Annotated in this window: 19 protein-coding genes; 15 read left to right on the forward strand and 4 right to left on the reverse strand. The window is 71.3% G+C overall.

Annotated features, from left to right (window positions below; genetic code table 11):
• Positions 1 to 10 precede the first annotated feature (10 nt).
• Positions 11 to 640, reverse strand: a complete 630-nt coding sequence (locus ACIOC1_RS04110) for a class I SAM-dependent methyltransferase (RefSeq protein ID WP_401851705.1) — start codon at positions 638 to 640, stop codon at positions 11 to 13.
• Between the two features lie 265 nt (positions 641 to 905).
• Here ACIOC1_RS04110 and ACIOC1_RS04115 point away from each other — a divergent pair, with 265 nt between their 5' ends.
• The 11 genes from ACIOC1_RS04115 to ACIOC1_RS04165 all read left to right on the forward strand — a co-directional run bounded on the left by ACIOC1_RS04115 (position 906) and on the right by ACIOC1_RS04165 (position 14,729).
• Positions 906 to 2,063 (forward strand): lactonase family protein, encoded by a 1,158-nt coding sequence (locus ACIOC1_RS04115; RefSeq protein WP_401851707.1) that lies wholly within the window; start codon positions 906 to 908, stop codon positions 2,061 to 2,063.
• A gap of 624 nt (positions 2,064 to 2,687) precedes the next feature.
• Positions 2,688 to 3,977: an NtaA/DmoA family FMN-dependent monooxygenase gene (locus ACIOC1_RS04120; protein WP_401851709.1), complete on the forward strand. Its 1,290-nt coding sequence runs from the start codon at positions 2,688 to 2,690 to the stop codon at positions 3,975 to 3,977.
• Positions 3,978 to 4,074: 97 nt separating this feature from the next.
• Entirely contained in the window at positions 4,075 to 5,190 is a 1,116-nt protein-coding gene (locus ACIOC1_RS04125; protein WP_391041632.1) for an LLM class flavin-dependent oxidoreductase, read from the forward strand.
• 197 nt (positions 5,191 to 5,387) lie between these two features.
• A complete protein-coding gene (locus ACIOC1_RS04130) occupies positions 5,388 to 6,752 on the forward strand; it encodes a PLP-dependent cysteine synthase family protein (protein WP_401851711.1) in 1,365 nt (454 codons plus the stop codon).
• A gap of 220 nt (positions 6,753 to 6,972) precedes the next feature.
• Positions 6,973 to 7,725 (forward strand): Crp/Fnr family transcriptional regulator, encoded by a 753-nt coding sequence (locus ACIOC1_RS04135; RefSeq protein WP_401851713.1) that lies wholly within the window; start codon positions 6,973 to 6,975, stop codon positions 7,723 to 7,725.
• Between the two features lie 285 nt (positions 7,726 to 8,010).
• Complete coding sequence (locus ACIOC1_RS04140; protein ID WP_401851716.1) at positions 8,011 to 8,637, forward strand: Crp/Fnr family transcriptional regulator; 627 nt, start codon at positions 8,011 to 8,013, stop codon at positions 8,635 to 8,637.
• 80 nt (positions 8,638 to 8,717) lie between these two features.
• Positions 8,718 to 9,491, forward strand: a complete 774-nt coding sequence (locus tag ACIOC1_RS04145; protein ID WP_355340115.1) for a hypothetical protein — start codon at positions 8,718 to 8,720, stop codon at positions 9,489 to 9,491.
• On the forward strand, positions 9,484 to 11,613 hold the full coding sequence (locus ACIOC1_RS04150) for a hypothetical protein (RefSeq protein WP_401851719.1): 2,130 nt from the start codon (positions 9,484 to 9,486) through the stop codon (positions 11,611 to 11,613). The genes ACIOC1_RS04145 and ACIOC1_RS04150 overlap by 8 nt, the downstream gene beginning before the upstream one ends.
• Positions 11,614 to 11,751: 138 nt before the next feature.
• Complete coding sequence (locus tag ACIOC1_RS04155) at positions 11,752 to 12,813, forward strand: hypothetical protein (RefSeq protein WP_401851722.1); 1,062 nt, start codon at positions 11,752 to 11,754, stop codon at positions 12,811 to 12,813.
• Position 12,814: 1 nt separating this feature from the next.
• Positions 12,815 to 14,146, forward strand: coding sequence for a DUF4407 domain-containing protein (locus ACIOC1_RS04160; RefSeq protein ID WP_401851725.1), 1,332 nt, complete (start codon positions 12,815 to 12,817; stop codon positions 14,144 to 14,146).
• Between the two features lie 73 nt (positions 14,147 to 14,219).
• The gene (locus tag ACIOC1_RS04165) at positions 14,220 to 14,729 is read left to right on the forward strand and encodes a Pycsar system effector family protein (protein WP_401851728.1); all 510 of its coding nucleotides are present in this window, start codon (positions 14,220 to 14,222) and stop codon (positions 14,727 to 14,729) included.
• A 302-nt stretch (positions 14,730 to 15,031) separates the two neighbouring features.
• Here ACIOC1_RS04165 and ACIOC1_RS04170 read toward each other — a convergent pair whose 3' ends face one another.
• Positions 15,032 to 16,945: a hypothetical protein gene (locus ACIOC1_RS04170; protein WP_401851730.1), complete on the reverse strand. Its 1,914-nt coding sequence runs from the start codon at positions 16,943 to 16,945 to the stop codon at positions 15,032 to 15,034.
• Positions 16,946 to 17,106: 161 nt separating this feature from the next.
• Between ACIOC1_RS04170 and ACIOC1_RS04175 the strand changes: the two genes are divergently transcribed.
• Positions 17,107 to 17,676, forward strand: coding sequence for a hypothetical protein (locus ACIOC1_RS04175; protein ID WP_401851732.1), 570 nt, complete (start codon positions 17,107 to 17,109; stop codon positions 17,674 to 17,676).
• Between the two features lie 104 nt (positions 17,677 to 17,780).
• Entirely contained in the window at positions 17,781 to 18,032 is a 252-nt protein-coding gene (locus tag ACIOC1_RS04180; protein ID WP_401851734.1) for a hypothetical protein, read from the forward strand.
• Between the two features lie 124 nt (positions 18,033 to 18,156).
• Here the strand turns inward: ACIOC1_RS04180 and ACIOC1_RS04185 are convergent, their stop codons facing one another.
• On the reverse strand, positions 18,157 to 18,921 hold the full coding sequence (locus tag ACIOC1_RS04185) for an MBL fold metallo-hydrolase (protein ID WP_401851736.1): 765 nt from the start codon (positions 18,919 to 18,921) through the stop codon (positions 18,157 to 18,159).
• Positions 18,922 to 19,473: 552 nt separating this feature from the next.
• On the opposite strand from ACIOC1_RS04185, the gene ACIOC1_RS04190 reads away from it, so the two are divergent.
• Positions 19,474 to 19,608 (forward strand): hypothetical protein, encoded by a 135-nt coding sequence (locus ACIOC1_RS04190; protein WP_355346285.1) that lies wholly within the window; start codon positions 19,474 to 19,476, stop codon positions 19,606 to 19,608.
• On the opposite strand, the gene ACIOC1_RS04195 is transcribed toward ACIOC1_RS04190, so the two are convergent.
• Positions 19,592 to 20,782 (reverse strand): spore photoproduct lyase family protein, encoded by a 1,191-nt coding sequence (locus ACIOC1_RS04195; protein WP_401852014.1) that lies wholly within the window; start codon positions 20,780 to 20,782, stop codon positions 19,592 to 19,594. The genes ACIOC1_RS04190 and ACIOC1_RS04195 overlap by 17 nt on opposite strands.
• A gap of 583 nt (positions 20,783 to 21,365) precedes the next feature.
• Between ACIOC1_RS04195 and ACIOC1_RS04200 the strand changes: the two genes are divergently transcribed.
• Positions 21,366 to 22,880 (forward strand): cryptochrome/photolyase family protein, encoded by a 1,515-nt coding sequence (locus ACIOC1_RS04200; protein WP_401851738.1) that lies wholly within the window; start codon positions 21,366 to 21,368, stop codon positions 22,878 to 22,880.
• Positions 22,881 to 22,930: the final 50 nt, after the last annotated feature.

Raw genomic sequence — 22,930 nt, forward strand, 5'->3', positions numbered from 1 at the left:
GAAACAGCCGTTAGAGGCGGCGGCCCAGCAAGTGGGCGTCGAGGAAGCCCCGTTCGGAGGCCGGGTCGTGGACCAGGCGGGCGAGGTTGAACAGCCCCGCCCCGGCGAGGAGTTCGGCGAAGCGGTCCACCGGCCAGCTGTAGGCGGGCGTGACCTTGTGGTCGAAGCGGACCGGCTCCGGCCCTTCGGTGGCGAAGAAGGAGGTCATGAGCAGGCCGCCCGGGGCCAGGACGCGTACCTGTTCCGCGAGGAGCGCGGGCACTTCCTCCGGCGAGGTGTGGATCATCGAGTAGTGCGCCAGCACGCCGCCCAGTGCCCCGTCCTCGACCGGCAGCGCCTCCATCCGCGCCTCGTCGAACCGCAGCGCCGGATGAGCGCGCCGGGCGTGGCCGACCATGCCGGGCGAGAGGTCGAGCCCGAAGGCGTCCAGCCCCAGGTCGTGCAGCATGGCCGTCATGTGCCCCGGCCCGCACCCGAGGTCGGCCGTCCGCACGTTCCCCGTCCCGCGCACCAACTCGGCGAAGGTGCCGAGCATGCCCCGCGCGAACGGCTGCGTCTCCAGCCGGTCGGCGAACAGCGACGCGTACAGCTCGACGACCCCGTCGTAGGCCGCCCTGGTCCCGTCCTGGTGTTCCGCCACGCGAAGGAAGCTAACACCTCCGCCACCGCCGCCGCCCCCGTGTGACAGGCCCCGCCCGGGGCTCAGGGGCGGCCCCGCCCCACCCCGTCCACCTGGACTTTTACGGGCCTGGGGCCGTTCGACTGGGCCGCTCACCACAACGGCCGAACCTGGCCCCGTCGGTCACGGTTCGTGTCCGCCGCCGGCCCGATCCTGGCGGCGGACCGCATCTGCCCAGGTTGTGGGCAGGGGGCCATCTCGCCGACCCATCTCCCGAAGGGGAACGATGAAGCGCATTCTCTCGCTCACTCACGCCGCCTGGACCGCCGCAGCAGTGGCGGGCTCCATGGCGGTGTTCGCCCTCCCGTCCGCGTCGGCGGCGGCGTCGCCCGCCCCGTATCCCAGCGGTTCCGAGGGTCCGGTGTTCGTCCAGACGGACAACACCGCCCACAACGAGATCGTCGCCTACCACCGCGCCCCCGACGGCTCCCTCAGCCGACGCGGCACCTTCGCCACCGGCGGCAAGGGCGGTGTCCTCGACGGCTCGGTCGTCGACCACCTCGCCTCGCAGGGCTCGCTCGTCCACGACTGCGCGCACCACCTGCTCTTCGCCGTCAACGCGGGCAGCGACACCGTCACCGTCTTCTCGGTCGACGGCGAGAGGCTCCACCGCGAGCAGGTCATCACCTCCGGCGGACGTTTCCCCGTCAGCCTCACCGTCCACGACGACCGGGTCTACGTCCTCAACGCCCGCGACGGCGGCTCCGTCCAGGGCTACCGGATCGCCGGGGGCAAGAGGCTGGAGCGCGTCGGCGGGTGGAGGCGGGAGCTCCACCTCGACACCACGACGGCGCCGGAGTTCACCCACACCCCCGGCCAGGTGTCCTTCACCCCCGACGGGTCCCGACTGATCGTCACCACGAAGGCCGGCGGCAGCAGCGTCGACGTCTTCCGCGTGAGCCCGTCCGGCGCCCCGTCCGCCCGTCCCGTCGTGAACGTGGAGAACGGGGCGGTCCCCTTCGGCTTCACCTTCGACAGCCGTGGCCGCCTGGTCGTCACCGACGCCGGGACCAACGCAGTGCTGACCTTCGCGGTCCGCGAGGACGGCCACGTCGTCCGGCTCGACAAGGCGCTCACCGGCGAGCAGGCCACCTGCTGGATCTCCCGCGCCGGGGACCGCTTCTACGCCTCCAACGCCGGCAGCAACGCGGTCTCCGGCTTCCGGCAGACCCGCCGGGCGACGCTCCAACCGCTCGGCACCACCGCGACCGGCGCGGGTTCCACGGACTCCGCCGTCACCCCCGACGAGCACTTCCTGTACGTCCAGACCGGCGGTACGGGCGGTGTCGACGCCTTCCGCGTCGAGCGGGACGGCTCGCTCCACAAGGTCGGCACCGTCATCGTCCCGGACGCCGTCGGCGGCGAGGGAATCGTCGCCCTGTAGAGCCCGGGACCGCTTGTAGAGCCCGGGACCGCCCGGAGAGTCACCGCCGGGCGGCACCCCGAACCGGAGCGCGCCGCGCGGTGCGCGGCACGGGCCCGCCGAAGCGACTTTTCGGCGGGCCCCACGGCGTTCTCGGCGGTGACGACCGCCCGCCGCCGCCCGGGGGGGTCTTGACAAGGCCCGCCACCTGGCACGTACGTTCATTCCGCACCGTCAACCCGCATCACGCGGCCGGAGCGTTCTCCCGGCCGCGTCGCTGTGCCCGGCTTTCGCGGCCGGGCCGATCGGAGTCGTCGTGAAGGGATCGCGCGCCGTATCGGTCGGGGCCGCCCTTCTGCGGCCCGGCCGGACGAAGCGTCGGCACGTCGATCTGTGCCGGATCCACACCACGCTCTGTCGCTGACGATCCGCCGTCCACGACGGCTTTCTCCCCCTCTTCTCCGGGTACCGCCGCGCGTTTTCGCGCGCCTCCGCACCTCGCGGCAGCACGTCCGCGCCCCGCGGCAGCACGTCCGCGCACAGGGGCGGGCACCCGCGCTGCCCGTCGGCCCGCGCCGGAGAAGACCCCGATCCTCAGCCACATGACGCACCGGTGCCGTCGCCGCCGGTGAGAAGGGACGACCTGTGAGCGCGCAGCCTCCGAGGACGCTGAAGACCGTGACCGGGGCCGGCGGTGTGTCGGAGACGTACGACCTGGCCGTCGATCCGGAGCGGTCCACCCTGGACACCGCCGTGCGGGTCGCGGCGCTCGCCGAGGCGGCGCGGATCGACGCGCTGTTCACCGCCGACCTGCTGAGCTTCGGCGCGCAGGGCGCGATCGGCTCGCAGGAGCCGCTGGTGTTCGTGTCGGCCCTGAGCCAGGTCACGTCGCGGATCGGCCTGATCGCGACCGTGTCGAGCACCTTCCACCACCCGTACAACCTGGCGCGCCTGTTCGGCACGCTCGACCACGTCAGCAACGGGCGGGCCGCGTGGAATCTGGTCACCTCCTCACTCGGCGAGGAGAACTTCGGCCCCGGCGCGCTGCCCAGCCCCGAGGAGCGTTACGCGCGCGCCGCGGAGACGCTCGAGGTCGTCAACGCGCTGTGGGACAGCTGGAAACCGGGCGCGCTGACGCGCGGGCCGGACGGCGCGGCGGTGCTGGACCCCGCCAAGGTCCGGCCCGTCGACCACCGCGGCCCGTACTTCTCGGTGGCCGGTCCGCTGAACATCCCGCCGCTGCCGCAGCGCCGCCCGGTGCAGTTCCAGGCCGGGCAGTCCGAAGCGGGCCGGGCACTGGGCGCGCGGTACGCCGAGGTGGTGTTCACCTCGCTGCCCACGCTGGACGTCGCGCTGGACTTCACCCGCCGCATCCGCGCCCAGGCGGCGGAGTTCGGCCGCCCCGGCGGACTGCCGCTGATCTTCAGCTCCTTCCACGCCACCTACGGCGCGACGGAGGAGGAAGCGCGCCGACTGGTGCGCGAGCGACACGAGTCGATCGACTTCGAGCGCGGCCGGGCGCAGGTGGCCGACATGCTCGGCGGCGGCGTCGACCTCTCGGAGCTGCCCCTGGACGCGAAGCTGCCGGACAGCCTGCTGCCGGACGTCACGTCGGTGAACCGGCGGCGCGGCCGGGTCGACATCTTCGTCGGATACGCCCGACAGGGCTACACGCTGCGGGAGTTGATCGTCGCCGCGCAGGACACCGGCCACTGGGCCGCCGCGGGCACGCCGGAGCAACTGGCCGACGCGGTCGAGGAGCGCTTCCGGGCCGGAGTGCTGGACGTCATCACGCTCGGCGGCCTCGCCGACCCGCGCGAGCACGACTTCGTCGTCAACGGCCTGCTGCACGAGCTGCGCAAGCGGAAGGTCGTCGCCGAGGACTACGCCGGGAGGACGTTGCGCGAGAACTTGGGGCTCGAACTGCCCTCGTGAGACGCCCGGTTCGCCTTCCGCTCCCACCGACTGTCACCGCTTGTCACCGAATTTGACCATCTGCCACCGCCCGTCCACCCCGACGAAAGGCCCTGCCGTGCCCGTTGAATTCCTCGGTATCGCCGCCACGAACGACGGCTCCGAGACCACACCGCGCAGCGGCGCGTCCTTCGACAAGGACTACACGCTGCGACTCGCCCGCGCCCACGAGGACCACGGCTGGGACCGGGTGCTGTTCGCGTACAGCTCCGCCTCGCCGGAGCCCGGTACGGCCGCGGCGTACATCGCCGCGCGCACCGAACGCCTGGAGATCCTGCTCGCGCACCGCCCCAACGTGTCGTATCCGACCTTCGCCGCACGGGAGTTCGCGACCCTCGACGCGATCAGCGACGGCCGGCTCGCCGTGCACTTCATCACCGGGGGCAGCGACCACGAGCAGCAGCGCGAGGGCGACGTCCTGAGCAAGGACGAGCGGTACGCGCGCACCCGTGAGTACATCGAGATCGTCAAACGCGTGTGGACCGAGCACGAGGCGTTCGATCACGAGGGCGCGCACTACCGCTTCCGCGACTACGTCTCCGACGTGTTCCCGGTGCGACAGCCGCACCCGGACGTCTCCTTCGGCGGTTCGTCGCCCGCCGCGTACGCCGCCGGTGGCGCCGTCGCCGACATCTACGCGCTGTGGGGCGAGCCGCTGGCCGAGACCGCCCAGCAGATCGAGGCGGTGAAGGCCGCCGCGCTGGCGGCGGGCCGCGGCACCCCGCCGCGTATCCAGGTCGCCTTCCGGCCGATCATCGCGCCTACCGAGGAACTGGCCTGGGAGAAGGCGCACCGCACGGTCGCCGCCATCGAGCAGCGCCGGGCCGCGGGCGCGTGGCGGCGGCGCGGCGGCGACGCCCCGCAGAACACCGGTTCGCAGCGGCTGATCGGCATCGCGGAGCAGGGCGAGCGCTACGACCGCGCGCTGTGGACCCGTACCGCGGCGGTCACCGGGGGAGCGGGCAACTCCAACGCCCTGGTCGGCACGCCGGAGACCGTCGCGCGGGCGCTGCTCGACTACATCGACCTCGGCGTCGATATCATCTCCGCGCGCGGCTACGACCTGCTGGGCGACGCCATCGACTTCGGCCGCCACGTCATTCCGCTGGTACGGGCGGAGGTCGCCCGGCGCGACGCCGAGCGGGCGGCGGGGCCGGTGCCGGCGGGGCGGTGACGGCACGGCTGTGACGGCGGGGCGGTGACGGCAGGCACCGGGCGGATCGGCGGATCGGCGTACGAGCGGGACGACGTACGAGCGGATCGGCGTACGGGTGCGCGGGCCGTGCCGCTGACCCCGCTCCCGGGGTGCGCGGGCCGTGCCGCTGACCCCGCTCCCGTCCCCTCCCGGCGCCCACCACTCAAGGAGATCGCATGGCCAGATACGAGTCGGTGCTCGACGCCATCGGCGGGACACCGTTGATCCGCCTCACCCGCGCCGCCGAAGGACTGCGCCCGCGCGTGTACGTCAAACCGGAGTGGCAGAACCCCGGCGGCAGCGTGAAGGACCGGGCGGCGCTGTCGATGCTCCGCAGGGCGGAGGCGGACGGCTCGTTGCGTCCGGGAGGCACCGTGGTGGAGGTGACCAGCGGCAACACCGGCATCGGCCTGGCGCTGGCCGCCGCCCACCTCGGCTACCGGACGGTGGTCTTCACCGGCTCCGCGACCTCGCGCGAGAAGCGGGACCAACTCGCCGCCTACGGAGCCGAGGTGCGGCTGGTCGACGCCTTCGTCCCGCGCGACCACCCGGACAGCATGCGCTCGCAGGGCACGCGGTTCGCCGCCGAGACGCCGGGCGCCTGGTTCGTCGACCAGTACGACAACCCGGCCAATCCGGCCGCCCATTACGCCACCACCGGCCCCGAGATCTGGACGGACACCGAGGGCGCGGTCACCCACTTCGTCGCCACCGTCGGCACCGGCGGCACGATCTCCGGGACCGGCCGTTACCTCAGGGAGGTGAGCGGAGGCCGGGTCCGGGTGGTCGGCGCGGACCCCGTCACCTCGATGTACGCGGGCGGCGACGGCAGCCAGAAGTACATCGAGGGCGCGGGCCACTTCCTGCACCCCGAGGCCACGGCCGACGTCTGGCCGCTCGCCCTCGACTCCGCCGTGATCGACCGCTACCTCGCCGTCGGGGACCAGGACGCGATCGACGCCGTGCGGCGGCTGGCCCGCACCGAGGGCATCCTCGCGGGCGGCTCGTCGGGCGTCGCGCTCGCGGCGGCCCTGCGGGTGGCCGAACACCTCACCGAGGACGACACCGTGGTGGCCCTGCTGCCGGACTCGGGCCGGGCCTACCTGTCGACGTACTTCAACGACGACTGGCTCACCGCCAACGGCTTCCGAGGCGCGGCCCCGGCCGACGGCCCGACCGTCGGCGACCACGCCACCCCGGCGCCGGTGGTGGAGCGGGACGAGGACCCGGCCGACGCCGTACGGCGGCTCACCGCGGACGGCCTCGGCGACGACGACGTGGTGCTGGTCGCGTACCGCCGCGACCGCCGCCTGCTCGCCCCCCACCCCACCGACCTCCTCGGCTGGACCACCCCCGCCCGCCTCCGCACCGCACCGACCGTCGCCGAATCCGCCCAACCCCTCGCCCCCCGCCTCGGCGCCGCCCTCCCCCTCACCGCCCCCGCCGTCACCGACTGGCCCCCCTCCGCCGCCCCCATCGCCCCCGTCCTCACCCAAGGCCGCGCCACCCACACCGTCCCCCGGTCGGCCCTCCACCCCTGACCCCGGTCCCTCTCCCGCCGCAGTTCCCCGTCGCGTCAGGTCCGTACCGTCCCGGCGTTCCGCACCCCGTTTCGCACCGTCCCCGGCGAGCGCCGTCGCACTTGGCCGCCGCTACACCGGATGTCGTAGGTTGAGCGATTTCACCGCATGCCAGCGTGGTGGGAGGTGACGATGGTGGGCGATGTGCACAGGAACTTCCGCGTGGTCGATGGGGGAGAGCGTGAGCTCTGCACGGGATGCCGGCACAGGTGACAGGGCGAAGCTCAAGAGCAAGGTCTGGTCGTTGCGTTCCCGATGGCCGCAGACCAGCTTCCTGGCAGGGCTTGAGGAGGACATTCTCGCCGCGCTGGTGGACTCCTCCGAACCCGTGCGTTTCGACCGCGACGACGTGCTGGTGGCCGAAGGCACCGTCGGGTCCGATGTGTTCCTCCTGCTCACTTCATACGTCAAGGTCACCACGCTGCTCCCGAACGGGTCACGGGCGCTGCTCGCGGTGCGCGTCGGCGGTGACCTCGTCGGGGAGTTAGCGGCCTTGGACAACGGGCGGCGGACCGGGACGGTCATCGCCTGTGGCGTCGAGCCGGTGGACACTCTGCGTATCGACGCCGAACTCTTCCTGCGCGCGCTCTCCACGTCGCCGAAGGCGATGCTCGGTCTGTCCGAGTCCGTGGCCCGCAAGTTGCGCAGCGCGACGCAGCGGCGCATTGACCACCAAGGGGGGCACGCGTCGGTTCGGCTTGCCCGCGTGCTGGTGGAAATGGCTGACGACCATGGCGCCACGACGTACCGCGACAACGTGGTGATCGGCATCGATGTCACCCGCCTCGAGTGGGGCAGCCTCATCGGGGTGAGCAAGCGGACCGCCGAGCGGGCGATCGCGACCCTGCGGGACAACAAGCTCATAGGGTCGGGAATGAAGCGCATCACCATCCATGACATGGAGGGACTGCGAGCTCTCGCGAACTCTGAGTGAGCGATCCCGCCAATTGGCGGGAGCCTGTGGGCGATTACCGGCGGCTGGACATACTGCTCGCCCCAACCCTCACGATGCCGGGCCTCATGTGCCGGTTCGCAGCACTTCATGGAGCATCGCGTGGTCACGCAGTCCAGCCCGTCCGGTCGTTCCGGCGACCTAGCCGCCCCTCCCGTCCCCCCTGTCCGTGCGAGCGCGCCTGCTCCGCGTGACTGGCCGGCGTCGACCCTTCTGGGCAGGCTGCCCGGGACCACCCGGGACCTCCTCCTGGAGGAGGGCACACCGATGCTGTATCCCAAGCACCGGATGCTCCTGAGGCAGGGAGACGGCGGGAAGCACCTCTTGCTGCTCACCCGTGGGGTCGTGAAAGTCCTCGCCTCTTCGGAGAACGGGATGGACGTACTGCTCGGGATTCGCGTGGCAGGTGAACTGGTCGGTGAGATGGCCGTGTTCGAGGAGAAGCCGCGGTCCGGGTCTGTCTTCGCGTGCGGCGAGGTCTCGGCGCGGATCATCCCTCTGGAGGTCCTGGAGGGCTTCCTCACCCGCCACCCCGAGGCGATCAAGGCGTTGGTCGCCTCGTTGAGCGCCCGTCTGCGCTGGGCGAACCAGCGGCGTATCGACTCCCGTTCCTACGACGCGCCGGTCCGTCTGGCGCGGGTACTGGTGGAACTCGGCCGCGCACACGGCCGTACGCCGCCCGAGGGCATCGCGGTGCGCAAGGTTCTCGGCGTGACGATAAGCCAGTCCGAGTTGGCGTCGCTGTGCGGATTGGCCCTCCCGACGACGGAGAAAGCCCTCGCCTCCCTTTCTCGAAAGGGGCTGGTCGAGCGTAGTTACCGCCGCATAACGATCTGCGATATGCCGAGTCTGGTCGAGTTCGCGAAAGTCGGCGACGAGATCCCGTACTGGTAGGGAGTCCGTCCGCCGGAGTCCGCCTACTGTCCAGGAAAACGCAGCACCTACTCCGTTCCAGGCCAGAGAGGAATGGTCACATGGCCGCATGGTCCGGGTTCCATCCCTGTACGTGTATTGCCGTCGATGCCCAGGCGTACAGCCGCAATGACGACCGCAGACAGTCCGAGATTCAGCACGACCTTCCACGACTTCTCTCCCGCGCGGCCGACGGTGCGGGATTGAACCGTTCCCAGTGGCACCTCCAGCCCAAAGGCGACGAGGAACTGGCCGTCTACCCGATGGACGGGACGGAGCCACGCCTGGTCGACGATTTTGTACGCCATCTGGTCTGGGAACTAGGGGAATACAACCGGAGCAGGATCTCCGCGTCCCGGCTACGGCTGAGGCTCGCCGTTGACCACGGGCCCGTGGAGGTGGCGCCCAACGGTTTCGCGGGCGCGACCGTGGTGTCGGTCTCCCGGCTGCTCAACTCGGCGCATCTCTATGAGGCACTGCGTCAGCACGAGCCGGCGGACCTCGCCGTCCTGCTGTCCGACCACGTGTACCGCTCGACGGTGGGAAGCGGTCACACCACCTTGTCGCGGGAGGACTTCCGGGAAGTCGCCGTACAGGTCAAGGAATACGAGTCCGTCGCCTGGCTGCGGATACCCGGCGGAAACGGTTTCGGCCCCTGGCCGCGTCCCGCTGATACGGCGACGGCTTCGTCCGCGTCGCCGAGCCGATCCCACGGTTCGGCCGCCGAGAGCGCTTCCGGCCATCATTACCGGGCCGATCGCCTGAATGTGAACAACTTCGCGGGTCCGGTTGATCTGCGAGGAGGCACCGTGGGCTTCGGCGGCTCGAATGGCTGACGACGGTGAGACTCCGACCGACGAGGCCGAAGCGGCGCCGCCTGAGGGAGTTCCGCAAGAACCGCTCGCCGCGGGCGGATCACCGGAGGCGCACGCCGTATCCGACTCCGCGGAGAAGGAGGGCGACGCCCAGGGATTCGCGGAGCTCCACCGTGCTTTCGGCCAACAGGTGCACAATCACTTCCACTCGACCGTCGAGGCTTCTGGGGCCACGTTCGGATTCGGCGCTCCACGGGCGCCCGGACTCGCCCCGGGCAATGTGCGTCCGGAGGAGGTCGACCACGCGCTGCGGCACTACTTGCGCCCTCAGCCGTGCTTCAGCGAGGCGCTCGCCAAGCTCCGCCGTGATCACCTGGTGGTGCTCTCCGGCCACGAGGACACCGGCCGCCGCGCCGGGGCCTTCGCGCTGCTGCGGGAACTGACCGAGCCGGGTATCGGCCTCAGAAGCCTTTCGCCCGCGAACTCCCTGGCAGGGCTGACGGCGCCGAACGCCCTCAAGGAGCGCCAGGCGTTCGTCATCCTGGACTACGTCGGAGAGACGAACGCCGATCCCGTGCAGTCGTACGACATCGGACGGCTGGCGGAGGAGCTGCGCCGCAAGGACAGCTATCTGGTGATCACCGCGACCGAGAGCAGCCTGCGGAGACTGGCCTTCGACGGCTACCGCGTGCCATGGCGGGCTCCCGACCCGAAGGAGCTGTTCCGGGCTTGCCTGGATCCGCTCCCAGCGGCCGGACTGCCCTCGGCACTCATGGAACGGGTCGGCGAACAGCGCCGGCCCGCCGATGTGGTCGCCGCCGCGACCGGGTTCTCCGCCGGGGGGACGCCCACGGCGATGAAGACGATGAGCGGCAGCGACGCGGATGCCGTCCGGACGTGGTTCCGCAAGGTGCCGCTGCTGGAGGACCTGCTGCCGCTGGCCGCCCTGGCCTTCTTGGAGGGCATCCCGGAACGCAGCTTCGAGGAGCACCTGGCCACGCTGGAGGGACTCGTACGTGACTGGGAGCTCAGCGGTGAGTCCGCTCCCGGTGAGCGCGACGCCGTGCCGGCACCCGGCACCGGCACGACGGTGCTCCGCCAGAGCCGGGCCCTGTGGCGCAAGCGGGCGACCGGACTCGTCCGTGTCGATCGACGTCCCGAGCCGGGGCTGGGGGCGGACCGGAGCGAACGCCGGATGGTCTTCATCTCACCGGGCATCCGCGAGCTGGTCATCGGGGAGCTCCACACCCTCTACGGATACGAACTGTGGTACCCGCTGCGGCGTTGGCTGCACGACCTGGCGCAGCACCCGGACCTCGCGGTCCGCACCGAAGTCGCCCGGGGCACCGCCCTGTTCGCCGGCCACTCCCTGGCAGAGGTCGATGACCTGCTCCTCCAGGAGTGGGCGGACGGCCTGACCAACCAGCGAGTGACCGCGGCCCTCACCCTTCAGCACATGGCCGAGACGGACCGGTTGGCCCCGGCGGCCCTGAGCATCGCCCTGGGCTGGGCCAGCAACAGGGGACAGGCCCGGGCGATCACGATGGCGATGGCGCTGTCGGGAACGCTCGGCTCCGTCTACCGCCTTGAGGTGCTCAACTGGTTGTGGCGCCTCACCGGTCGGGGAGAGCGCATGGCGGCCGCCGCACGTCGCTCTGTCGTGCTTCTGCTGCAGACGGCCGAGCAGGAACCCGAGCGGGCGCTGTTCACACTGCGCTACATCCGTACGCGGATGGCCAACGCCCGTGCGGGTACCTGGGATCACCGTCGAACGACGCTGATCGCCGCCCAGGTGCTCGTGGCGCCCAGGCTCGGGAACCAGCCGGGCACCCTGCCCGGAGCCCTGCTCCGGCAGCGCCGGGAGAACGCCCGGCAATTGGGGAAGCTCTGGGCCGGGCTGCTGCTCAGCCGGAGTCGCCGTACCGCGTTCGAGGCGCTCTGCGACACCCTCGTCGACGTCCGCGACGAACCGTCCGTCGCCGACGCCGTACGGACCCTGGGCGAGGCGATGCGCGAGGAGATGACGCCGGCCCAATGGCAGGCGCTGAGCTCCCGGTTGCTCGCGGTGCTCCGCCACCCCGACCTCGCCATGCCGAGCACCCGTCAGATGGCCCACGTGCTCCTCGGGACGCTGGGGGTCTAGCCGTTCCTCGGGACAGGCCGCTGTTCCGCTCGCAGGCCGAGGCGCACCTCAAGGCGCGGATCAAGCCGCGCCTCAATTCGTACATCACGTCGCACCTCAATTCGTACCCCAAGCCGTACATCAAGGAGATCGAGGCAAGTGAATTATCCCGTTGTGTCCGAGCACGTCCTTGGCGTGGTCAGCAGCCGCTTGTGGTCCCGCCGCCGACGTGAGGACGTGCCGCCGCTTCTTCCCGGCACCGTCCATGTCTTCCGCGTCGGCGGAGAGTACCGCCAGTACCCGGAAGGTCTGGTCTTCGACCCGGGTCACGCGGATGTGCTCGACGCCTCGTCCGTCAGCCTGATCGACACCAGAGTGCGCGTCGTCGATGTCCGTCGGACAGTGCCCTCGGTGAGCGAGGCGGACCAGTTCACCGTCAGCGTGTCCTTCTCGTGCCAGGTAACCGACCCGGCCCTGATCGCCCGCCAGGGCGTGGTCGATGTGACGGTGCCGCTCCGCGCCTACCTGGCGGGGGAGGACGACCTGCCCCGAGTGAGCGCCGGCTATCGCGTCGAAGAGGTCAACGCCGTCCGAGCGGAGGCGGCTCGCTGGATGACCGCGTACAGCACCGTCGTACCTCCCCGTGTCTCGGGCATGAGCGTGGAGTTCGTCGGCGTCGAGGTATACGTGGCCGACGAGCTCCGTGCGTGGGAGGAGAAACTGCGCGAGCAGCGCCGCTCACACGAACTGCTGCGCGGCCAGAACGACTTCGAGTCCTACGACGCCCAGCGAATAGCCGAGTTGCTGGCCCAGGGGTCCGACTACGCCGACGCGATCGGCATCGTGCGCGAACGCGTCGATGTCGCCGACGCGGCCGCGCGTATCCACGGCCTCGCCGCCGCCCGGGAGGCGCGCGCGGCCAGGATCGACGAGGAGAAGCGCGCACACGCCGAGGCCAGGGAGATGCTCTCGGCGCAGACCCAGCGGGATCTGATCCTCGAACTGGTGCGGCAAATGGGTGCGGAGGGCACTCTGTCCGATCCCCAACCGCTGCTTGAGGAGCTCGTACGCCAGGGCGCTTCGCGGTCCGGTGCCAACCCCGCACTCGACGTCGGCGGCACCCGGCCGTCGCAGGAGCCGCCCCCGGCGCCCCGTACTCTGCGGTCCGCGCGGACGCCGGAGGACGACTTCGTCAAGGACGAGGACGATTTCGTTGACTGACATGCCACAGAACCCGATCGCCCGGACGTTGTCCCGGCCCGTCGGCGCGGACGGGTCCCCGCACGCCGTGCCCGACCTGGGACGGTTCCTGCGCTCGCTCACCGGCGTCGACGAGGAACTGCTCGCAGAGGTCCGGCACGAACGCAGCAAGTACACCGCGCTCGGCGGAGTGGTACTCGGTACAGCCGTGATCGCGGCGTTCTCCATGTGGAACTTCGCCACGGAGGCACTGGGCCGGGTCTCGATCGTGGCCCTGCTGCCCACGGTCATCTGGCTGCTGCTCATCCTCAATCTGGACCGCTGGCTGGTCACGCCCGTACCGAACGCCCGGCGCAGATTCGGCCCCGTCGTGCTGCGGCTGGTGATGGCCCTGCTGCTCGGAGTCGTGATCGCCGAGCCGCTCGTGCTGCGGATCTTCTCCACCGCCATTGAGGAGCACATCGCCGACGGCCGGACGACCGCGCTGGACGACCTGCGCGGCAAGCTGCTGGCCTGCAACCCGGTGCCGTCCGACACCGCCGCCGCGCCGCCCGCGAACTGCGGCCACTACACGCTGGTCTTCGGCGCGAACCCCGGCAACCAGGCCGACGAGCTGGCGACTCTGCGCGAGGACGCCACAGCCCTGCAGAAGCGGGTCGACCAGGACAACACGGAGCTGACCGCGCTCGACACGCAGGTACGCGACGAATGCCGGCAGCTCATCCGTGACGCCGCCAGCGGCTTGCTGGAAAGGACGTCCGAGTGCCAACGGCTGCGCGCCAAGGCACGCGACTTCCGGGCGACGCACGCACTGGACACCGAACAGCGACAACTCAGCGGGATGAACGTCCGCATCGCCACGCTGGAGCGCGGGGTCGCCAGTTCGCGCGGCGACTTCGTGAAGGCCCGCGCGGCGGCGGTCGACAAGCGGATGGCCGAGGAGCAGGCGAAGCAGCGGGAGATCGGTGTCCTGGAGCGCATGCAGGCGCTGGACGAACTGGCCGCGGGCAAGCCCGTGCTGTTCGTCGGGATCTGGCTGGTCAGGGCCCTGTTCGTGTTCCTGGACGTGCTCCCTGTCATGGCGAAGTCGCTGGGGGGCGAGAGCACCTACGAGCGGATGCTCAGCTACGAGAGCACCAGCGCGGTCAAAGTGCACAGTTCCCGGGTCCGGCTGGCCGAACTGCGGGCACTGGCGGACACCGAGATCGCCCAGCACGCCATCGAGCGGGACGTCCGGCGCAGTCGTGCCGAGTCCGAGGCCGCGCACCGTGAGGTCGTCGCGACGACCAACATCCGTACGAGGCAAGCGATCAGCGCACTGGAGGAAGAGCTGCGCCGTACGTCGGCGCACTGACCGTCATCGTTGTCGATGTCGTCGGGCGGGCTCCGAGAGGCCGCCCGACGACCGGCGAGACAGGGAGGGTCCGATGCCTGACCGCAACAGAGCGACGAACCGTCAGAGGGACTTGCTCCGGATCCTGACCGCCGAGACCCGGGAGGAGCTGGTGAAGGCGGACGGAAAGGCGGGACTCGTCCTGTCCTGTCTCGGCGCGGCACTTGCCACTCTCCTCGGCGCGCTCACCACGGGCAACCTCGCGCCGCAGCACTATTCACCACTGCCGCAGGCGCTGTTCTGGGCCGGTTGTGCCACCTGGATACCGGCCTTTCTCTTCCTCGGCATGGTCATCGCTCCGCGCCTCGGCCCGTCCCGGGCGATGCGTGCCCACTACTTCGGAGACGTGAACGCCACCCGCTCCACGACGTTTCTCGCCGACGCCGTCCGGCGCACCGACATCAGCGACCGTGACCTCCAGCAACTGGAGCGGCTCTCGCACATCGTCTCGGTCAAGTACCGCTGCGTGCGGTACGGGATGCTGTGGTCGGCGGCGTTCGTGATTCTGACGACGGCGGGTTTCCTCCTCGGCACATCGACCTGACGCCCTCTCGGCCGTGGGCCCGGGAACCGCGGCCCGTACGCGCCCCCAGCAGTTCCGCGAGGTCCTGACGGTTCAGCACCCCGCACGACCGCGCCCCCTGCCGGGTGCACGTAACCCGTGATCATCACCCGCACAAGCGGCGGACGGCGACAACTCCGCGGGTGGAAGCCCGGCTCCGACCCGGCCGCACCTCGCTCCGGTGTCCGACCCGAGGGTGAGGCCCCGCCCATGACGTGGGGCGGGGCCTCTGGTGGTCTGGCGGCCGGGCGGGTCCGGTGCTCGGGGAAGCGGCGCGGAGCCGCCTACTTCACGCGGACGTAGGTCTCCGGGCCGTTGGAGTCGATGTGGCGGCTGTCGGAGGTGAACCACACGACGACCCAGGTGCCGCTGCGAGTCGACTTGCCGCGCAGGTGGTAGGCGCCTTTGGAGTCGGTCTTCACGCGGGTGACGTAGTGCCAGGTCTTGCTGCCCGCGGGCCGGAATTCCAGGTACGCGTAACTGCGGGAAATCCCGGACCACTTGCCGGAGGTGCTCCGCTGCTGGAGGTGGCCGCCGAAGGTGACGTAGGTGTTCTTGCGCACCGTGGTGCGGCTGGGCTTGCCGCCGGTGACGCGGGTCGGGGTGCGGTAGATCTTGACGGCCGCGCTGTAGGAGGGCGAGAAGTCCGGGGTGCCGGGGAAGTACGCCCGCCAGTAGCCGTTCGCCTGGCCGCCGTAGGTCGCGTAGGTCATGAACTCGTCGCCGGGGAGGCCCTGGCGGCCGATCCGGGTGGTGCCGACGGTGTGCCAGGACTTGCCGTTGGACGAGTACTGGATCGTCATGGAGTGCGTGTTGTTCGCGAACTCCGATCCGTACAGGTCGAGATGGCCGTCGATCACGGCCTCGCCGTACTCGTCCTCGCTGACGCGGAACGGGGTGACGCGGCTGGGCGTCGGGATGTGCACGTGGACCGGCGTCGTGCTGTTGTCGGTGGGCAGGAGGAAGGGGTCGTAGTTCCAGTAGTTGCAGAAGTAGTACGAGCCCGCGGTGCCGGTCGTGACGGTGAAGGTGCCGTCGGCCCTGGTCCTGGCCGTGGCGTCGAAGTACGCCGGTCCCTGGGTGTAGATCTTCTGGCCCGGCGTGCCCACCCACGCGGACCCGGCCTTCCGCTCGTACACGCCCGTGATCGTGGTCCGGCCGCCCCGGGGGACGTTGACGTCGGTCTTGCTCAGGACGCGGATCCGGGTGGTCTCCGCCTTCGCCGGCACGGTGAGCGGGGTCTGGTCGCTGCCGTCGAGGAAGTACGGGTAGCCCGCGGTGGCGGTGCCGTCGGCGCCCGCCGTCCGGTAGGTGACGTCGCCCTTCACCGTGACCGGCGCGCTGACCCGCCCGTCCGCCCGCGCGGTGGCGACGGCGACCGTATCCACACCGCCCCCGAGGTCCGGGTTGGTCAGGTCGACCGACACACCGGCCGGGTCGAGCGCCGCGCCCGTGCTGGGGTCGGTGACGGTGACCGGGGCCGAGACGGCGTACGAGCGGTGCTCGTAGTCCACCGAGCCGCGGTCGGCCGAGAGCTTCCCGACGGACACCTGCGCCGCGTACGTGAACTGGCCCGCGTCCGGGAAGTGTTCGACCTCTCCCCGGCTGTCCGTGATGTCCACGGAGATGTCGTAGACGCCCATCGCGGGAAGGGCGATGCGCTGCGCCGCCGTCCGGTCGGTGTAGAGGTACGGACTGGTCACGAAGGCCGATGTCGTACCGGCGTCCGGCGCGTCCGCGGGCGCACCGTGCGGACGGTAGTGCGCGGTGATGCCCGCGACCGCCGAGGTGTCGCTGTACACGGACACCGAGAGTTTCCAGTGGTCGGACCAGGAGTTGCCGACTCTGTACACCTGGAAGCGGTGCGGGGGCGGGGTGGTCTCGGCCGGGTCGGGCGTCCCGCTCCCTGACGGCTCCGGACTCGCGGTGTCCGTGGGCGTGGGTGTGGGCGCGTCCGTGGGCGGGTCCGTAGGCGCAGGCGGGTCCGTGGGCGTGTCGCCGACGGTGCCGGTGGGCGTGGCGGTGCCGGTGGGCGTGCCGGTCGCGGTGGCGGTCGGCGTGTCCGTCGGACCGGGGCTCGCCGCGCCGGACGGGCTCGCGGTGGCACCCGGCACCGCGTCGTACGGCGCCGCCGTCCCGGAGTCGGCGGCGGTCGCCGGAAGCGCGAGCGCGGCCGTCAGCAGTGCGCCGGCCGTCACGGCAGGCAGAAGAGCGCGAAGTCTCACTCGGTGTATCCCCCCAAGGAAAACGAGTACCCCTGCCGCCCGCGCCATCCCGGCGCCGATAGCGGACATGTACGGGTCAGCCAATCCTAGAGCCGGCCCCCGGCACCGCCGCGCACTGGGTCTGGGGCACGCCGATGACGGCGGGCACGACGCATCTGCACATCAGCGCCGCGTACCCGGTGTACGGACAGATCATGGTGCAGGCGCAGTTGGTGGACGGTGCGACCGGCAAGGACATCGCGGACTCCTCCACCAACCGCTCGACGAGCGACCTGATCGTGAATCAGCCGTATTTCAAGCCCAGTTGGACCGATGGGGGCGTCACCTCGTACAGCGCGAGCCCGCAGATCGCCACCGGGGCGCCGCACGCCGTGACCGAGCGGCTGAACATCCGGATCGTCTGGTTGAGCCCGGCGTCCGCGCACACGACGAGCACCCAAGTGGTCTTTATGGCAGCCCAGATCGCCGCAGCCGGATACACGCCCGAGCAGCTCGAGAACGCCGTTGCGGTCCGGTTCAGCTCCGCCGGACAGAACTACGCGGTCAAGCCCTGGACGCCGGGTGCCGACGGGTCGTTGAGCATCGACCTTCCGCCGGTCGACTGGCGCGCCGACGTCACCCAGTCGCAGTACCTGAGCTTCAAGGCGGCCTGGGGCCTGCCCGCGGGCAGGCCCGTCGGCACGATCGAGGTCCGCGACCCGTAACGGTGGCAGTACGTCGGCGCCACGCAGACCCTGCGCCCCACTGCCGACGTGCGGCCCGCGGAACTCGTCCCCAGCATCTTCGGGCGGGACGCCAAGGGCGAACTGTGGCTCATCCCCGGTGCCAGGGGGCCCGTTCGTCCGCGTACCACGACGCCCGCAGTCTGGTCGGCCCCGGCTGGAACACCTACACCCACCTCCTCGGCACCGGCGACCTCCGCCTCGACGGCCACGCCGACCTCATCGCCACCGGCCCCACCGGCCTCTGGTGCTACGAAGGCACCGGCAACCCCGCCGCCCCCTTCAAGCCCCGCCCCAAGATCAGCGACGGGTGGCAGGCGGACAACACCCTCCTCTGACCCGCCCTTTAACCGCTGCGCGGGGTACGGACGGGGCGATGGCGATGGCGACGTCGGCGGGGAGTTCCGCGCCGACCGCTTGGCCAGGGTGCCGATCCGGTCGGCCCGCCGGGGGTTTCGGGTTCTACCGGCCTCGGGCCTGTTCCATGTTGGCCCGGTGAGGACGGGCGAGCCAGTCCGCGTGCGGGCCCAGGCGCGCGTCGACCGGGTCGTCTCCTCGCCGGAGCGCGTCGATGTAGGCACGCTCGGCGGCGAAGCGGGCCGCCACCTCGCGGCCTTCGGCAACGGAGCCGTGGCCCGGGACCACGACGTCGGCCTGCCCGGCAGCCTCGGCCAGCCGGTCGAGAGCGCTTTCGTAGGCTCCCACCTGATCGTCCTGGCGAGCGTCGAAGAGCGGGATCAGGACGTCGGAGAGCATGTCGCCGACGAGCAGGACGCCGCGGTCCGCCAGCAGGACCGAGGCGTGGCCGACAGCGTGCGCCTGGTGCTCGATGACCTGGCCCGGCACCGCTCCGCCGTCGGCGGGCAGCGGGGCGACGAGCGCGACGAGGTCGAGGGGTACGCCGGACGCGCTCTCCGCCGCCATCGCCTGCGCCCGCTCCCGGGCCTGACCGGCAACGTCGGCGGCGGCGGTGGTCGCGTAGCGCGGCACATCGCCGAACCGGGAATGCCACAGCAGATGGTCCCAGTGCGGATGAGTGCAGAACCCGGCCACCACCGGAATGCCGAGCCCGTCCACATCATCGGCGAGCTGGTCCAACTCGGAACCGTCGATGCCGGGATCGATCAGGACCAGCCCGTCCTCGCCGCGCACCACGATCGAATTGGACCAGACCCAGTCGCTCTGCCGCACCCAGACACCGTCGGCCACCTGCTTCAGCTTGCCCATCTCTGCTCCCATCGCTTGCCTGCACCACTGAGACTGCTGCCCGCGGCCGAACTCATCGCTCCCATCGCCGCCCGCCGCGACGGATTCAGCGCGGATGGCCCCAGCTCCTCGACCTGGCGCTTATCAAAGGAGCGGACTGCTCCTCGTCCTGGCCGACCGCCGCGCCGGTCATGCGCCGTACGGCGAAGCTCGGGATCGGCGAGGACGGCACGGTCGTCAGCAGGACGGACTTCGTCTGGGGCGGTACGTACGCGACTGGCCGAGCAGATCGTCTCCACCGGCTACGGCTACGGCTACGGCTACGGCTACGGCGATGGGCGACAGCTACGGCTACGGCACGGTCGCCGTCACGACCTGGGACGCCCTGCCCGGCAGTCATCGACCGGTCGGCCAGACCGAGCGTGTTCAGGGACTCGACGGCGCGGCGCGGCTGCGCGGCACCGGTGAGCCCTGGCCGCTGGAAATGCGTCGCGCTCACGCACGCCGGGTCACCGGTCACGTATGGCTGCACGTCCTCGACGACGCGGCCACCGAAGAGGCACGCTCGGCCACATGCCGACCGACTACCAGCCGGAGGCCGCCGCCGCGGCCGTCGCCGAATGGAGCGCCCGCGAATGCGGCTTTCCGCCCCCAGCCGTCGAAGCGACCTTCGACCGGGAGGGGGCGGCCTTCAGAACGCGTATCTGACCCGTAGCCAAGGGGCGTGCGTCGCGATCAGCTCCCGGAGCCGGACGACGGCGCCGTGCTTGACGTCGCGCGCGTAGCGGACATTGAGCGCGCCGTTCTCCGAGCGTTTGACCTCCTGGGCGGCCGGCTGCCACAGGAGGTCCTCCGCGCGCGGGTGCCAGCCGAGGTTGACCTCGTGCAACTGCTGGTTGTGGGTCAGCAGGATGACCTCGGCGGCAGCCTGCCGCTTCACCCGGACGGGCAGGACATCGTCGAGGTGGGCGAGCAGATCGGCCCAGTCCCGCTGCCAGCCGGGCCGCAGTACGACCGGTGAGAGGTTGAAGTGGACCTCGTAGCCCGCGTCGAGGAAGTCCGCGGCCGCGGCGACGCGTTCCGCGACCGGGCTGGTGCGGATGTCCAACAGGCGCGAGTCGCGTTCGGGCATCAGCGAGAAACGCACCCGGGTACGGCCCCGCGGGTCCAGCGCCAGGAGGTCGGGGTTGACGAACTTCGTGGCGAATGACGCCTTGGCGGTGGGCAGGGCGCGGAAAGCGGCGATGAAGTCGGCGGTGTTGTCGCAGACCAGGGCATCGACCGAGCAGTCGCCGTTCTCGCCGATGTCGTAGACCCACGAGTGGGCGTCGCACTGGTTCGGCTCCCGCTTGGGGCCCTGCGTCAGCACATGCCGCCTGACGTGGGCGATGATCGCCTCGACGTTGGTGAACAGCGTGATCGGGTTGGAGTATCCCTTGCGGCGCGGTACGTAGCAGTAGGCGCAGGCCATCGCGCACCCGTTGGAGGCGCCGGGGGCGATCCAGTCGGCCGATCTGCCGTTGGGGCGCGTCTCCAGGGTGCGCTTCACGCCCAGGACGAGTGTCTCTGTCTTGACGCGCACCCAGCGGGAGACGTTTCCCTCGTTGCCGTGCAGGGAGGGGATGCGCCAGTGGCCCGCCACCTCGGTGACGGGGACGCCGGGGAGCCGCGCCATGATCTGCCGGCCACGCGGGGAGGCGAGCGCGGCCGGCTCGGCGTACACCTGCCGTACGTCCAGCATTCGTCGGGCTTGCGGGCTGTCCCGGAATCCGCCGTCGTCGGGCGGGGCGGCGGACGGTGTGTCCTCCCACCCGAAGAGGGTCTGCTGCTCGGGAGGGCCGGGAGCGTCGGGAGCGCCGGCCGTATCGGGCCGGTGCGGCAGGTCCGGCCGGTGGTGGGAAGAGTCGGCCGGGGGCTGTGGCACGGCGCTCCTCCTGCCCTCGGCCTGATCCGTATCCGTATCCGTATCCGTATCTGTGTCCGTGTCCGTATCCGTGTCGGCCGTTCGAACGGTACGCGCGGGGGCGGGCCCGCGCCGCATGTGGTCGGCGGCGCGTCCGGCGGACATCGCGGCGGACATCGCGGCGGACGGACACGTCCGAGCCTACGGGCCCGAGTCCAGGGGCGGTCGTCAGGGCCGAGCCCGGCGGGGCGGTGAGGAGCGACCCGGTGGCGTACGTCTTGGCCCTCCGGAGTCCGGTCGCGCCGGAGTGTCGGCGCGCAGGACCCGCGCGGAGGCTGGCAGCATCGGCCGAAGGGACGGTCCGTGCGTCGGCGCGGCCCCATTGACCCGAGCTCGCTGTCGTAGGAACCGGCCGGGCGTACGAAGGTTCCGCGCCCGTCGGCTCCGCGTCGGTCCGGCGTGCAGCACCGGCCGCCGCGGGAAGCGCAGACCCGTGGAGCACCGACCTGTGGAGCACCGACCCGCCGCGCGGAGCACCCGGGCGCCGCGAGAGGAGACCCCCATGGAACCGCGACCGCACTGGCTGTTCGGCGACCAGCTCGGCCCCCACTTCCTCGATCCCCGGCACGGCGGCCCCGACGCCCAGGCGCCGGTGCTCATGATCGAGGCCCGTTCGGTGCTGCGCCGCCGCCGGTTTCACCGCGCCAAGGCGCATCTGGTGCTGTCCGCGATGCGGCACCGCGCGGCCGAACTGGGCGACCGGGTGACGTACGTACGCGCCGAGACGTATACGGAGGCGCTGGCCGAGGTGCCGGGCGGCGGCAGGAACCGGCTCACGGTCTGCCACCCCACCTCGCGCGCCGCGCTGGCCCTGGTCACGTCGCTGGAGCGGGTGGATGTGCTGCCCGCGAAGGGCTTCCTGGTGCCTCGGGCCGAATTCGAGGAGTGGGCCGGACGCCGAGACGGTCGCAGCCTGCGGATGGAGGGCTTCTACCGCTGGGTGCGCGAGCGGCACGACCTCCTCATGGACGGGGACGGGCCGGCGGGCGGCCGGTGGAATCTCGACCACGACAACCGTGAGCCGCCGCCGCGCGGCCGGGACACCCTGACGGTGGCCGGTCCCTCGCGGCCGGAGGAGGACGAGATCGACGACGAGGTCCGCCACGACCTCGACCGGTGGGAGCGCGACGGCCAGGTGTCCTTCGTCGGACGCGACAGCCCCCGGCTCTTCCCCGCCACCCGCCGCGAAGCCCTGTCGGCGCTGCGCCGCTTTCTCACGCACCGGCTGCCGGACTTCGGACGGTACGAGGACGCCATGCTGGCCGCCGATCCGGTGATGAGCCACAGCCTGCTGTCCGCACCGCTCAACCTCGGACTCCTCGACCCGGCCGAGTGCGTCGAGCGGGCCGAGGCCGCGTACCGCGCGGGTGACGCGCCGCTCAACAGCGTCGAGGGCTTCGTCCGGCAGATCGCCGGCTGGCGGGAGTACGTATGGCAGCTGTACTGGCACTTCGGCGAGGACTACCGACACCGCAACGCGCTGCGCCACCACGCCCCGCTCCCCGACTGGTTCCTCGAACTGGACGCCGACGCCGTCACCGCCAACTGCCTGTCCACCGTCCTCGCCCAGGTCCGGGACACCGGCTGGACCCACCACATCCCCCGGCTCATGGTGCTCGGCAGCCGCGCCCTCCAGGACGGCTGGGATCCGGCGGCCGTCACCGACTGGTTCCACCGCTGCTTCGTCGACGGCTACGACTGGGTCATGCTGCCCAACGTCGTCGGCATGTCGCAGTACGCCGACGGCGGCCTGATGACCACCAAGCCGTACACCTCCGGCGGCGCGTACCTCCACAGGATGAGCGACCTGTGCGGGCCGTGCGCCTACCGCCCCACCGACCGCGTCGGCGACCACGCCTGCCCCTACAGCACCGGCTACTGGGCCTTCCTCCACCGCCACCGGGCCCGGCTGTCCGCCAATCACCGCACGGCCCGCGCCGTCCAGGGCCTCGACCGGCTCAAAGACCTTCCCGAACTCCTGGACCAAGCCGCCGCCCGCGGCCCCCAGGCGCCGTGACCCCCCCCGGACCCCTCCGACCTCTCCGACTCCTCCGACTCCTCCGACTT

This window comes from Streptomyces sp. NPDC088197 (assembly GCF_044741185.1).
Taxonomy (GTDB): Bacteria; Actinomycetota; Actinomycetes; order Streptomycetales; family Streptomycetaceae; genus Actinacidiphila.